The sequence below is a fragment of the Dokdonia genika genome, assembly GCF_042652845.1.
GTDB classification, from domain to species: Bacteria; Bacteroidota; Bacteroidia; order Flavobacteriales; family Flavobacteriaceae; genus Dokdonia; species Dokdonia donghaensis.
Genome location: NZ_JBHSHB010000003.1, coordinates 137,354 through 151,550 on the forward strand (window position 1 = coordinate 137,354; position 14,197 = coordinate 151,550).

Below are 14,197 nucleotides of genomic sequence, written 5' to 3' on the forward strand. Positions count from 1 at the left end.
AATTACAATATCTTAAACACTTTGTATATTAAAAACAAATTAACACTAATACTAAAATAATGGTAAAAGCAAAATATCAAAACGTTCTTGACCTAGGAGAAAAACTTAACATCCAGAACGGAGATGTAAAAGAAGAAAATGGAGTCCTTCACGTAACAGGTACTGCAACAAATCAATATGAGAAAAACCAACTTTGGGATGCTATAAAAGCGGCTGGAGGAGAAAATCCAAGTGATATTGTAGCAGACATTAAAGTTGCAGATACATCTGTTTATGCACGTCATACAGTAGCGAGTGGAGACACATTAGGCAAGATTGCAAAGCATTATTATGGAGACGCAATGAAGTACAAAGAGATCTTTGAAGCAAATGCAGACATTCTTAAAAACCCAGATGTTATACATCCAGATCAGGAATTAGTAATTCCAAACCTAGGATAATATAAAACATTCCTCAAAGAATTATATTCATAAAAAAGCTCCCTATTTGGGAGCTTTTTACATTTTAGTCTAAGCTAAAATTTTTGTGCTAAATATTCATAATCAGATACTTACAGATACTATATGAATAAATAGTTTATATTTAAAATTATCCTAATCCTGAGATGTAATTACCATAAAGATCATTAAAACGCATTCCTGTGGTGAGTTTATACTTGCTCAGTTTTTTATATTCTACAAGTCCAAAAAGGATAAACTCTTTTAAGAAATAGCGGTCCTCTTCTACTGTTTCGGGCTGATATTTATTTACGAGTTCTTCTAAAGGTGTAATGCTGTCTAGCATTAATTTGTATTCCTTGTCAGTTAAATTATCTTCAAGCTCAAAACCACTTTGTTCAAAGAACCAAGCTAAGACATCACCATAAGGATCTTCTTGATTATCTTTTACAAGCTTTTCGATCTTTGGGAAATAATCATCAAAAAGTGATCGCGTTGCATCACCTATAAGAATTTTTGCAACCTCATCTGCTCCCTCTTGTTCTCCTTCATATACTAATTCTACCTTTCCGGTAATCGCAGGAATGATGCCCATAAGATCAGAATATCGTATTGTAGTAGTTGTATCTCCAGATAACAACATACGACGCTCTGCTGTACTCATTAAGTTTTCAAATGCCGTTATACTCATACGTGCACTTATACCACTCTTTTCATCTATATACTCGCTCTCTCTAGCCACAAAGCCTATCTCTTCTATAAGATCTTTTACTAGATTAGGTACGTGTACTTTCGTTTTCTGGCGCTCGTCTAGATTTGCTTCTTGATCTGTTATAGTACGCGCGATAGCCACTGTTTCTGGATAGTGAGTAAGTATCTGAGAGCCTATACGGTCTTTAAGTGGAGTAACTATGCTTCCTCTGTTTGTATAATCTTCTGGATTTGCAGTAAAAACAAACTGCATATCAAGCTGTAGTCTCAATTTAAAGCCGCGTATTTGAATATCACCTTCTTGTAGAATATTAAACAAAGCCACTTGTATACGTGCTTGTAAATCTGGCAACTCGTTGATTACAAAAATTGACCTGTTTGCACGAGGAATCATTCCGTAGTGTATCACGCGGTCATCTGCATAACTTAATTTAAGGTTTGCTGCTTTTATAGGATCTACGTCACCCACTATATCTGCAACAGTTACATCTGGTGTTGCAAGCTTCTCTGCAAAGCGCTCAGATCTATGTACCCAGTCGATAGGTGTGTCATCTCCTTTTTCCTTAATAAACTCTGTAGCATACCTTGAGATAGGGTTAAGCGGATCATCATTAATTTCTGAACCTGCTACTATAGGCATCCACTCATCAAGGAGGTTTACCATCTGTCTTGCAAGTCTAGTTTTTGCCTGGCCACGTAGTCCTAATAGATTGATATTATGTTTACTTAATATGGCTCTTTCTAGTTCTGGTATAACAGTGTGCTCATAACCGTGTATACCTGTAAATGTAGGTGTACCAGCTTGTAGTTTTGATATAAGGTGCTCGCGCAACTCTTCTTTTATACTTCTGGATGTCCACGCTGCTTTTTTAAGAGCTCCTAGTGTTTTTATTTCTGAATGATTCATAGCTATTCTTGTTTTACCTCATCTCACAATGAGGTATCTATTCTTTTTTTACAATTATTTTATTCTCTTCTTTCTGTTGCTTTCATAATCTTGAAAGATCATCTCCCCTAGACCTTGCAGTCCTGTATAGAACGCTTTACCTTGGTTTGCCTCAGTAAAATTATCTACAAACTGTTGCAGGTAAGGATCATTTGCAATCATAAAAGTGGTGATAGGTATATGAAGCTTACGAGCTTGTCTAGCCATACTGTAACACTGGTTTACAATATACTCGTCTAGTCCATTTGGATTTTTATAGTAGCGCCCATCTTTAAGCTTTATACAAGACGGTTTACCATCTGTAATATTAAAGATCTGTTTATTTGAGTTACGCTTACGTCTCAAGATATCCATAGCGAGGTTAAGACCTGCTACTGTGTTAGTGTGATAAGGACCCACTTGCAAATACGGTAAATCTTTAATTTTAATAGGCCAGGCATCATTACCATATACGATAATATCTAAAGAGTCTTTGGGATACCTCGTTGTGATGAGCTGTGCAAGTGCCATCGCTACCTTTTTAGCTGGAGTAATACGGTCTTCTCCATAGAGTATCATACTGTGTGATATATCTATCATAAGTACGGTACTCATTTGTGCCTTAAAGTGGGTTTCTTCTACCACGAGGTCGCTTTCGCGTAAGCGGAAATCTTCCGCACCATTATTAATTTGGGCATTACGCAAACTTTCTGTCATAGAGATGCGCTCTAGCCCATCACCAAAGCGATACTCGCGATAGTCACCAGTATGCTCATCACCTCTACCGTTAAGTTTTGACCTGTGGTTACCCTGGGAGCTCTTTTTAAGCTTCCCAAAAATTTGATCTAAAGCTCTCTTACGTATGGCGCGCTCTGTCTTCTCTGTGATAGCCGTGCCGTTATTACCGTCTGGCTTAATTTCTTCTCGTATGTAGCCTTTGTCTTTAAGCTCCTGTACAAAGTCATCTAAGGTATACTCATCGTTTGTGAGTTTATATTCTTTATCAAGCTCTTTAAGCCAGTCCATCGCCTCGTCAAAATCACCAGAGGTGTGGGTGATGAGCTCTTGAAATATATCAAGCAGCTGATCAAAAAGGGATTTTTGCGGAGCGTCATAGGTTTTGAATACAAAACCACTCCTATTTTGTTGTTTTCTCATAGCCGTATAAAATTACTACCTAATAGGTCAATAAAAAAGCGCCTCGACAGAGGCGCTTCTTAATTCTTTATTAAATGTGGGTTGTAATTACTTCCCTTTAGGCATAATTACAGTGTCTATAGCGTGTATTACTCCGTTTGAAGCATCTACATCTGTCATAATAATTACAGATGTCCCGCCTTTTGCGTCCTTAATAACAACGTTTTCTCCGTCCATCATTAAAGTAATTTGTTCTCCCATCACAGTGTTTGTACTAAAAGAACCATTGTTCTTTTTAATAGCAGCAACTACGTCTCCAGCCATATACTCACCAGCTACTACGTGGTATGTTAAGATATCTGTTAACATTGCTTTGTTTTCTGGCTTTACTAGAGTACCTACAGTTCCTTCTGGTAGTTTTGCAAAAGCATCATTTGTAGGTGCAAATACAGTAAATGGTCCTGTACTAGATAAAGTCTCTACAAGTCCTGCTGCTTTTACAGCTGTTACTAGCGTTGTGAAATTTTCATTACCTACAGCGATATCTACTATGGTACCTGGCTCTTCTACCACAGGCTCTTCTAGTTCTACTACTGCTTGTGCAACTTCCTCATTTGTTTCTGTTGCTTTTTCTTTAGTTCCATCGGCGCAAGAAGCAAATAATAATCCTGCTGTTGCTGCCATTAATAAAATCTTTTTCATAACAATTGGTTTTTTTTATTTGTTCAAAGATATATTCATATTCTTAAACAAAAAGCTAATGTTATACCAATGTCTTGTTAATTATTTCATAAGACCTTATTAGGGATGCAATTACGCTTTCGCGAAAGCGTGAATAAAACCTTTAAAACATAGCGCATCCATTAACAACTATTTAAGAAATTAAGATTGTCTTTTAATTAACTTTAGTCCCTTGACCGAAAGGTCATTATAATTCAACCAAAATTTTATAATGAAACAACTCTTCTCACTCCTACTGCTATGCATCTGCACAGTAGTATCTGCTCAAAAACTTGATATGTCCTTGCTCAAGGATGTACAACCCCGTAACATAGGCCCAGGCGGTATGTCTGGACGTGTGACTGCTATAGATGTGGTTACAGATAATCCAGATGTAATGTATGTAGGTACAGCTTCTGGAGGTTTATGGAAATCTACTTCTGGCGGAATAAAATGGGATCCTGTTTTTGAAAACGAGCTAACAGCATCTATAGGAGCGGTAGCGATACAGCAATCTAACCCATCTGTGATATGGGTAGGTACAGGTGAAGGAAACCCACGTAACTCCCTTAATGGTGGTTATGGTGTTTATAAATCACTAGATGGCGGTAAGACGTGGCAATCTATGGGACTAGAAAAAACCCGTCACATACACCGTGTTATTATTGACCCTACTAATCCAGATGTGGTTTATGTGGGTGCTATAGGTTCTCCTTGGGGAGAACACCCAGAACGTGGTGTTTTTAAAACGACAGATGGTGGTAAGACTTGGAACAAGATTTTATTTACAAACATCAAGTCTGGTGTGGCAGATATGGTTATGGACCCTACAAATCCTAATAAACTTATTGTAGCAATGTGGGAGCACAAACGTGACCCCTGGTTCTTTAAGTCTGGTGGTGAAGGTTCTGGTATGTATATGACGCACGATGGTGGTGACACTTGGAAAGAGCTTACAGATCAAGATGGACTTCCTAAAGGAGAACTAGGTCGTATAGGTCTCTCTATTGCGCCTGGAAGCCCTAACGTGGTATATGCGCTTGTAGAGGCAAAGAAGAATGCATTGTACCGCTCTAATGATGGTGGCTTTAACTGGAAAAAGATTAATGACAAGAGTGATATAGGCAACAGACCGTTTTACTATAGTGATATACACGTAGATCCTCAAAATGAAAATCGTGTGTTTTCTGTATTTACTTATGTAAACGTATCTGAAGATGGTGGGAAGAATTTTGACCAACTTATGGGCGCTTATGGAGTAGATAACGGGGTACACCCAGATCACCACGCCTGGTGGATACACCCTAATAATGGTAAGTTTATGATGGACGGTAATGACGGTGGTCTTAACATCACAAAAGATGGTGGTAAGACGTGGCGCTTTATAGGTAACTTACCTGTAGCTCAGTTTTATCACATTAATGTAGATAATGAGTTTCCTTATAATGTATATGGAGGTATGCAAGATAATGGATCGTGGAGAGGACCTGCCTATGTATGGAAAGCTCAAGGAATACGTAACGATTACTGGCAAGAAATCTCTTTTGGAGATGGTTTTGACGTAGTACCAGATCGCGATGATAGCCAGTACGGGTGGTCTATGAGTCAGCAGGGGTTTGTGAGCCGTTATGATTACAAAACAGGAAATAACTATGGTGTTAAGCCTACACACCCAGATGCAGATGTAAAACTTCGTTTTAACTGGAACAGTGCTATTAATATCGATCCTTTTGATAACAGTACCATATACTTTGGTAGTCAGTTTGTACACAAGTCTACAGATAAGGGACTCACTTGGGAAGTAATCTCTCCAGACCTTACTACAAACGACCCAGAGAAACAAAAGCAATCTGAATCTGGTGGTCTTACTATGGATGCCACCGGTGCAGAAAATCACACTACCATACTTGTTATAGAACCTTCTCCGCTTGAAAAAGATATGTTTTGGGTAGGTACAGACGATGGCCGTGTACATTACACTACAAATGGCGGATCATCATACACAGAAGTGTCTAATAACTTAAAGGGGTTACCTAAAGGAAGCTGGATTGTACAAATTAAAGCAAGTGACAAGAATAAAGGAGAAGCGCTTCTAGTTGCAAACGACTATAGACGCTTTAACTACGCTCCTTATGCCTACAGAACCATAAATTATGGTAAAAGCTGGACGCGCATTGTAGATGAAAATGATGTGCAGAGTTATGCATTATCAATTATAGAAGATCCAGAAGAAAAGAATCTTTTGTTCTTAGGTACAGATGACGGTCTTTATGTGTCTATTGATGCTGGTAACAACTGGCAGAAATGGACTAAAGGATTCCCTACTACTTCGGTAAAAGATTTAGTAATTCACCCTAGAGAGCACGATCTTGTCATTGGGACCTTTGGGCGTGCAGCCTGGGTTCTTGATGATATAAGACCACTGCGTAAGATAGCGAGTGATAGAAGTACGCTTTCGCGAAAGCTACAACTCTTCACCCCTCCTACTGCATATGACGCATCATACCAGCAACCTACGGGAAGTCGTTTTGGAGCAGATGCCATCTATAACGGTGAGAACAGAAAAAGCGGTGCGCAAATCGCTTACTATGTTACCAAACAAAAAGTAGATAAAAAGAAAAAAGGCGACGATAAAGATGCCGAAGAAGCAGATGAGACAAAAGTAACTTGGGATTCTATCCACCTCAAAATATATGATGGAGCAAGACAGATACGCCACCTCAAATGGAAAACTCCAGACAGCACAGGTATTTATAAAACTACTTGGTATATGAATGAGTCTGGTGGTGATCGCCCATCTAGAAGCATAAGAAAACGTAAGAATGAACCTAGAGGGGTTTCTGTAAAACCAGGAACTTATAAACTTGTAATGCAGTATGGAGATCAAACAAGCGAGAGCGCTATCACAGTAGAGAGTGACCCAAGGTATGATGTGCCACAAAAAGCAATAGACGATAGTTACAATGCTGCCAAAGATCTTGAAGCGATGACTCAAGTAGCCGCAGATGCTGTAAAACAACTTGTAGAAAGCAAGAACCTTGCAAATGATTACAAGAAAATGATTAACAAACTTGATGATAAAAAGGCGTATAAAGATGAGCTAGCCTCTATAAAAGATATGGATAAGCGCATAGATGAAGTAATCGCATTATACATAGGTAAGGTAGATAAAAGGCAGGGTATCACACGTAATCCAGAAATCACAGTGATGAATCGTATAGGTGCTGCCAGTGGTTATGTACGTAGTCGCCCTAACGGACTTACTACTACAGAGACTACACTAATGTCACACGCACGTAATGAGCTACAGAGCGCTCTAGAGAAGACTAATACATTCTTTAGCACAGAGTGGGCACCATTTGAAACAACGCTAAAAGCTATGGATGTAAGTAGCTTTAAAGAGATAAAAACGTTTAAATTAAACTAAGTATGAAAAAGCTTTTAGCCTTAATACTATCATTCTCATCCCTTGTATCATTACAAGCCCAAGACCGTGGCGAAGATGATCTAGGCGCGTGGGCAATGATATTCACAAATAATAGAATATCAGAAAAGCTAAGCATACACGCAGAGGCACAGTATAGAACGTATGAGTTTGGGAGTAACTTTAATCAGTTACTCCTGCGTACGGCTCTTAACTACCATATATCAGACAAGGCTATGGCTTCTTTTGGGTATGGTAACATCACCACAGACACAAACTTTCTTGAGTTTGCAGGCGAAGAGAATGTAAATGAAAATCGTCTGTACGAGCAGTTTGTTCTTAAAAATAGTCTTGGCAAGTTTAACTTTAGCCATAGATATCGACTAGAGCAACGTTTTATAAATAGACCTGCTGGTGAGAACACAACAGAGCATAGAGCGCGTTACTTTTTACGAGTAACTTATCCTCTTAATAATAAATGGTTTCTAACCGCTTATGATGAGATTTTTATAAATCTGCAGAATGACTTTTTTGGACAGAATAGACTGTACGGTGCTTTAGGCTACAACTTTAGCGAGAACCTAAGTGCACAAATGGGATATCTCAAAAATGATTTTGCGGTAGACACTTATGACAGGTTTCAACTCGCTGTTTTTATAAAAACAGACTGGCGAAAGTCAAAATCATAATACTAATTTTAAAAAGCCTCAATTATCAATTGAGGCTTTTTTATATTCTTTCTTTTTTAAGCGGTAAAACTTTCCAGTAAGACACACATCTCCATAACCACTCTAAAGGCCCAAATTTAAAATAACGGAGCCATAAATTACTCACTAACACTTGCAAGCAAAAGATTACAATTGCAAGCACTAAAGTTTCAAAAGGACTTAGTCGCTCATATAAACTTAAACCGCTAGAGGTAAATATAAATAAGCTTATTACACTCTGTAATATATAATTGGTTAATGCCATTCTCCCTACGTGTCTAAGTGGTAAAACCATCTTTTTGAAAATAGTGTGCTTATAAAGTGAGATAATAAGCCAGACATAAAAAAGTGCTGTGAGGACATCACATAGTTCTTGAAAATAAATAAGTGTACTTCTCCGGACATCTATTTTCCACAATACTGTATCCCAGGTAAAAAATAAAAATATGACCCTATAGATGGTAATTACTACAAACGTTATAAGAATAGGGCGTTTTATACGAAGTGCAGAATCTTCAAGCCTATGTAACACTCCTTCCCTGCCTAATAGAAATCCTATCAAAAACATTGCGAAAGCCTTAGGAGCTAAAAACACATAAAGCACCCCAACATTACTCTTGTATTCTTGTATACGTAGTATTACATTATCATAATAACTTCCGCTTCTTATTGTTGCTCTTATATCATCTGGTGTGTAGGTAGATAAATAGGACATCATATCATAACCTACCCATTTCATTAAATATGTCGCTACTGAGTTATAAAAGGGAAAGAATAAAAGTAGCACTGCACATATTACCAAGTAGCTGTTCTTAAACCTTGCCGCAACAAGTGTTAAAAGACCTAGAATCGCATATAGATGTATCACATCACCACTCCAAAGAAATATAATATGTAATACCCCAAACATAAATAAGGCAAACATTCTTCTATAAAAGAAAAAATGGCCTATTCCCTTGCGTTTCATACTTGCGAGCTGGATACTTACCCCAACACCAAAGAGTAATGAAAATATTGGAAAGAACTTTGAGTAAAAGAATAACTGCTTTACTCTTACAGCTAGACTGTCAAGAATGCTGGTAAATTGCTCTGCGAATGCATCACCATTTATAAACGTGCAATTCATTATCTCTATGTTTACTACAAAAATTCCAAAGATTGCAAAGCCTCTAAGTATATCAAGTAATACTATTCTGTGATTTTGATTTACAGGTGATAACATAAAAGTAAGATGACTTTATAGAATTTTTGCGTTTCTAAATGTACTATTTGCTCTTTAATATTTGTAATTTAAAAGCTTTTAAGATAGGTTATCTTTTGAATAACGACTTACACTATCTAACCATAAAACAACCATATGAGATCAAGTAAAATAAACTTTACAAATGCACACGGAGAAGTATTGGCTGGAAGATTAGATCTACCCGCAAATCAAGACCCACATAACTTTGCCATTTTTGCACATTGCTTTACCTGTACAAAAGATTTTAGTGCTGTGCGCAATGTAAGTAGAGCACTTGCCTCTCAAGGTTTTGGCGTGTTACGCTTTGATTTTACGGGTTTAGGTGACAGTGATGGTGACTTTGCAGATACAAACTTCTCTAGTAATGTAGATGATCTCATAAGCGCTACAGATTTTCTTACCAAAGAATACAAAGCGCCCTCTCTACTTGTAGGACACTCGCTAGGTGGTGCTGCAGCAATTTTTGCAGGTGGTAAAATTGATACAATAAAGGCCGTCGCAACTATAGGAGCGCCTAGCAACCCAGTACACGTACAAAAGCAACTAGGCTCTCAGCTTTCAGTAATAAAAGAAAAAGGTCAGGCTAATGTAAAACTCGCAGGGCGTGACTTTACTTTTAAAAAGCAGTTTATAGATAACTTAGAAGAAAACTCTTGTGTAGAAGCTGCTCGTAACTTGCACGAGGCTTTACTTATACTCCACTCTCCACAAGATGCAACAGTTTCTATAAAAAATGCCGAAGAAATATACAACGCCGCGCATCACCCTAAGAGTTTTGTAACTCTGGATGGATCTGAGCATTTACTTATTGACAAAGAAAATGCTGCTTACGTAGGTAAAATTATCGCTGGATGGGCTGCGAGATATATACCACAACCTGTTCAAGAGACCATAAAAACCACCTTTCAAGTGGTGGCAAGCCTAGATGAAGAAGATGGGTTTACAACCTTACTAAAACTGGGCAATCACCATATGAAAGCAGACGAGCCTGTACGCGTAGGCGGAAACGACTATGGCCCTACCCCATATGAGTTGCTCGCAGGTAGTCTCTCTGCCTGTACCGCAATGACCATACAGATGTATGCAAAGCGTAAAAAGTGGGCGGTAGAAAATGTTGAGGTACACACAAGTTATAGTAAAACCCACGCTCAAGATTGTGTTGACTGCGAAGAAAACCCTTCGGCAAAGATTGATACCTTTCACCGTGAGATCAAAATCACTTCAGATCTTGATGAGAAGCAACTCAATCGTCTTTTACAAATAGCAGATAAATGTCCAGTACACAAAACTCTTCATAGCGAGACTCAAGTAATAACTACGCTTAGATAGGATTACGCTTTCGCGAAAGCGCATTTATAACCATACACCTCATTATCTAGTTAAAAATCAAAACATCACAAATCATACAAGTACAACTCCAAAAAGGAGGCTTCATTTTGCCTGAAAAACTGGGTGATGAGTGGGCTAATGCCGGCCATAAGCGGGTCTTGCTTAAAGCAAGTAGTGATACAAATACACTAGAAACACATATTGCTTTACGTAAAATGAAAGGTGTGTACTGGGTACTATTTGGAAAACAGCATCATAAAACTTTAAAAATTGAGCCTTTAGACATCTTTAGTATCCAACTCATAGAAGATAACACTAAGTATGGTGTAGTTACTCCAGAGGCTTTTGACGCAGTTTATGATAGCGACCCAGACGGTGCGTCAATTTTTGAATCGCTTACAGATGGTAAAAAAAGAGGTCTTATCTATCAAGTAAAGCGCTATAAGAGTGAGCAAACACAAGTAGACAAAATGCTTATACTCTTTGAAAACCTTAAACGAGGTATACGTGACCCAAGACAACTATTTAAAACAGGCTAATATTAAATAATTGTAAAGTATTGACAATCACGCGCAACGTATATGTAGTTATTGCATCTAGAGTAAAAACTATATTATATGAAACATTTGTGTATCCTACTACTTGTATGTATCACCTCTCTAAGCTGCGTCACAGACAGAACCAGCGATGATGTAGATACTGTTGATCTATTAACAAACTATGATGCGATTACTCTTGATCGCCCTACGTTTGAGGCCAGCGTCACTCTCGAAGACGCAAGAAGCATTATAAACTCGGGTAAAATCTATGTATTTAATGGTTTACTGTTTGTAAACGAAAAGAACAAAGGCTTTCACGTTTTTGATAACGAGAACCCTTCTTCTCCAGTTGCTCTTGCTTATATAAAAGCACCTGGAGCTACAGATCTTGCTATAAAGAATGAGGTATACTACATAAATCAAGCTGTAGACCTTATTGCTGTTACTTATGATAAACAAACAGCAAACCTACAGGTGACAAAACGCATTAGAGAAGTTTTTCCTCCTAAAGTGTCTCCAGATGGCTTTGTACACAATATCCCAGATGGAGAAATTATCATTGATTACGAACTTGAAGATTAAATAAGATGAAAAAGTATATATATATAATTGCCCTAGTAATTATTGCACTAGGATGTAGTTCTGACGGGACTAGCAGTGGAGAATCTTTAAGCACAGCAGATAGTGTAGGTCAAGGTGGCTCACTTGCAACCTTTGTTATAAAAGGAAATTATCTCTACACAGTAGATAATGAAGATCTAAATGTATTTAACATCACAAATACATCAGAACCTGTATTAGTAAACACTGTACGCATAGGTTTTGATATCGAGACATTATTTAGCTACAGAAATTACCTCTATATAGGATCTCGCAACGGGATGTTTATCTATGGTGTAGATAGTCCAGAGTTTCCAGAACAATTATCTTCAGTACAACATTTTACTTCTTGTGATCCTGTGGTTGCAAATGATCAATATGCATTTGTAACCCTATGGAGTGATTTGGGCTGTAATGGTTTTGTAAATCAACTAGAGGTGTATGATGTGACAGATGTTCTTAATCCTGTTCTTATTAATGTGCGCGAACTTACATTCCCAAAAGGGTTAGGTCTATATGGTGATTACCTTATCGTATGTGATGATGAGATTAAAATATTTGATGTGTCAAATCCTGCAGAGTCTACACTAGTACACGCTATAGATAAGCTTGCTTTTGATGTGATTATACAAGGAGATTTACTCATAGCCGTGGGAGAAACTGGTGTATATCAATATAGCCTTGATGCTCAAGATATCACAAACACATCACAATTAAGCACCATAAGTATCTAAAAGGTTTTATAAAATCTTAGTATTTCTTAAGTTGTCGTGGTATATTAGAGCTAATTAATTACTAATTATCAAAACCAAAAGATGATGAAATACAGATTTATGACAATAGCCTTACTATCTATAGCCACACTAGCGAGTTGTAAAGGTGATAAAAAAGAAAGCGAAGAAGTAATAGAGGTTGTTGAGGAAGAAGAAGTAGAAGTTATGCCAGAGATGCAAAAACTCACTTTAAAACTTGAACCTAAGAGTGACAGTAAAGCTTCTGGAAGTGTTGTTTTTAAAGAAGAAGGCGGTGTTGTAAAATTTACAGCCGTAATAGGTGGACTAGATGAAGGTATGCACGCCATACACATACACGACAAGGCAGACTGTTCAAGCGCAGATGGAAAGTCTACAGGTGGACACTGGAACCCTACAAACGAGCAACACGGTAAGTGGGGCGCAGCAGAGGGATATCATAAAGGTGATATAGGTAACTTCCCAGCAGATGAAAACGGAAACGGAACTATCACAATGAGCACAGACCAGTGGTGTATAGGTTGTGGAGATCCTAAAAAAGACGTTGTAGGTAAAGCAATTATCGTACACCAAGGTACAGATGATTTTACATCACAACCAAGTGGTGCTGCAGGAGCAAGAATTTCTTGCGGTGGGATTATAAAGTAATTTCAGACCATTGAATAGTTAAAATGCTCTTGCTTACCGCAAGAGCATTTTTTTATGAACCATATTCTATTAGTATGCAAGCCTATATATTACTTAGGTAATGCTCGTATAATCTCATCCATACCTAATAAGTTAGTGTGAAGATAGACCCTATTAAATTATAGAAATAGAAGACATAAAAAAAGCCCTCGCAATTGCGAGGGCTTATATATAATAATTAGAAAAGACTATTTCTTTGTTTCTACAACACTTTTATTAAGCGCTTGTGTCATCTCAATAGATAGTGCAGATCTTTCAAACTTCATTTTACCAGACATTGTTTCCAATACACAAGTACCATTATCATTAAGTTCTAAAATCTTACCGTGTAAACCACTTTTTGTAATTACACGATCACCCTTTTTAAGATCTTTATCAAAGTTCTTTTCTTGTTTGAGTTTCTTACGTTGCGGTAATACTATAAAGAATACAATAAATACCGTAAACAGTAAGAGAGGACCTAATATGCCCTGCAATCCTTCACCCATAATTCTTATTTAGCTGCTCCAGCAGCAGGGTTTACAAATGCTTTGATCTTTACAGTCTCTGTACCTCTCTCAGTATTTGCTTTAATTGTTACAGTTTTAGTTACTTGGTTAGTACCGCTACCGTTATATTTTACAAGAAGCTCACCTTTCTCACCTGGTGCAACTGGATTTTTAGAATATTCTGGTACTGTACATCCACAAGAGCTCTTTGCGTCTACAATTACTAGTGGTGCTTTACCTGTGTTAGTAAATGTAAATTTGTGCTCTACAGTGTTTCCCTTTTCGATGTTTCCAAAATCAAATTCAGTCTCATCAAAAGTAATCACTGGGTATGTTGTAGCTTGTGCGTCTCTTGCAGCTGCAACTTCAACATTTTCTTCTTTTACTTTGCTTGCTGCATCTTCTTTACAAGAAGTAAACACCATAGCCGAAAGTACTCCTAATACTAATAAACCTTTTTTCATTGTTGTTTTTTTATAAATAATGATTCGTAAAAAT

The 14,197-nt window shown here is 37.5% G+C and carries 14 protein-coding genes; 8 read left to right on the forward strand and 6 right to left on the reverse strand.

Going from position 1 to position 14,197, the window contains the following annotated elements; translation table 11 throughout:
- Positions 1–59 precede the first annotated feature (59 nt).
- Entirely contained in the window at positions 60–440 is a 381-nt protein-coding gene (locus tag ACFO5T_RS00575; protein WP_380031154.1) for a LysM peptidoglycan-binding domain-containing protein, read from the forward strand.
- A 148-nt stretch (positions 441–588) separates the two neighbouring features.
- Here the strand turns inward: ACFO5T_RS00575 and ACFO5T_RS00580 are convergent, their stop codons facing one another.
- The 3 genes from ACFO5T_RS00580 to ACFO5T_RS00590 all read right to left on the reverse strand — a co-directional run bounded on the left by ACFO5T_RS00580 (position 589) and on the right by ACFO5T_RS00590 (position 3,912).
- The gene (locus ACFO5T_RS00580) at positions 589–2,055 is read right to left on the reverse strand and encodes a magnesium chelatase (protein ID WP_380031156.1); all 1,467 of its coding nucleotides are present in this window, start codon (positions 2,053–2,055) and stop codon (positions 589–591) included.
- Positions 2,056–2,109: 54 nt separating this feature from the next.
- A complete protein-coding gene (locus ACFO5T_RS00585) occupies positions 2,110–3,231 on the reverse strand; it encodes a vWA domain-containing protein (protein WP_380031158.1) in 1,122 nt (373 codons plus the stop codon).
- Between the two features lie 87 nt (positions 3,232–3,318).
- On the reverse strand, positions 3,319–3,912 hold the full coding sequence (locus ACFO5T_RS00590; RefSeq protein WP_380031160.1) for a fasciclin domain-containing protein: 594 nt from the start codon (positions 3,910–3,912) through the stop codon (positions 3,319–3,321).
- Positions 3,913–4,162: 250 nt separating this feature from the next.
- On the opposite strand from ACFO5T_RS00590, the gene ACFO5T_RS00595 reads away from it, so the two are divergent.
- Together ACFO5T_RS00595 and ACFO5T_RS00600 are read left to right on the forward strand one after the other, a co-directional pair.
- Entirely contained in the window at positions 4,163–7,357 is a 3,195-nt protein-coding gene (locus ACFO5T_RS00595; protein ID WP_380031162.1) for a WD40/YVTN/BNR-like repeat-containing protein, read from the forward strand.
- 2 nt (positions 7,358–7,359) lie between these two features.
- Complete coding sequence (locus tag ACFO5T_RS00600) at positions 7,360–8,043, forward strand: DUF2490 domain-containing protein (RefSeq protein WP_380031164.1); 684 nt, start codon at positions 7,360–7,362, stop codon at positions 8,041–8,043.
- Between the two features lie 40 nt (positions 8,044–8,083).
- Here ACFO5T_RS00600 and ACFO5T_RS00605 read toward each other — a convergent pair whose 3' ends face one another.
- Positions 8,084–9,283, reverse strand: a complete 1,200-nt coding sequence (locus ACFO5T_RS00605) for a DUF418 domain-containing protein (RefSeq protein ID WP_380031166.1) — start codon at positions 9,281–9,283, stop codon at positions 8,084–8,086.
- Positions 9,284–9,418: 135 nt separating this feature from the next.
- Between ACFO5T_RS00605 and ACFO5T_RS00610 the strand changes: the two genes are divergently transcribed.
- The 5 genes from ACFO5T_RS00610 (at position 9,419) to ACFO5T_RS00630 (ending at position 13,172) form a co-directional block, all read left to right on the forward strand.
- Complete coding sequence (locus ACFO5T_RS00610; protein ID WP_380031168.1) at positions 9,419–10,633, forward strand: bifunctional alpha/beta hydrolase/OsmC family protein; 1,215 nt, start codon at positions 9,419–9,421, stop codon at positions 10,631–10,633.
- 107 nt (positions 10,634–10,740) lie between these two features.
- Positions 10,741–11,172, forward strand: a complete 432-nt coding sequence (locus tag ACFO5T_RS00615; protein ID WP_380031170.1) for a YdeI/OmpD-associated family protein — start codon at positions 10,741–10,743, stop codon at positions 11,170–11,172.
- A 78-nt stretch (positions 11,173–11,250) separates the two neighbouring features.
- On the forward strand, positions 11,251–11,754 hold the full coding sequence (locus ACFO5T_RS00620; protein ID WP_375251993.1) for a hypothetical protein: 504 nt from the start codon (positions 11,251–11,253) through the stop codon (positions 11,752–11,754).
- 5 nt (positions 11,755–11,759) lie between these two features.
- Positions 11,760–12,506: an LVIVD repeat-containing protein gene (locus ACFO5T_RS00625; protein WP_380031173.1), complete on the forward strand. Its 747-nt coding sequence runs from the start codon at positions 11,760–11,762 to the stop codon at positions 12,504–12,506.
- A gap of 81 nt (positions 12,507–12,587) precedes the next feature.
- The gene (locus ACFO5T_RS00630) at positions 12,588–13,172 is read left to right on the forward strand and encodes a superoxide dismutase family protein (protein WP_417323386.1); all 585 of its coding nucleotides are present in this window, start codon (positions 12,588–12,590) and stop codon (positions 13,170–13,172) included.
- A gap of 227 nt (positions 13,173–13,399) precedes the next feature.
- Here the strand turns inward: ACFO5T_RS00630 and yajC are convergent, their stop codons facing one another.
- Both yajC and ACFO5T_RS00640 read right to left on the reverse strand, forming a co-directional pair.
- A complete protein-coding gene (gene yajC / locus ACFO5T_RS00635) occupies positions 13,400–13,699 on the reverse strand; it encodes a preprotein translocase subunit YajC (protein ID WP_380031176.1) in 300 nt (99 codons plus the stop codon).
- A gap of 5 nt (positions 13,700–13,704) precedes the next feature.
- The gene (locus tag ACFO5T_RS00640) at positions 13,705–14,163 is read right to left on the reverse strand and encodes a DUF1573 domain-containing protein (protein ID WP_021778969.1); all 459 of its coding nucleotides are present in this window, start codon (positions 14,161–14,163) and stop codon (positions 13,705–13,707) included.
- Between the last annotated feature and the right edge of the window lie 34 nt (positions 14,164–14,197).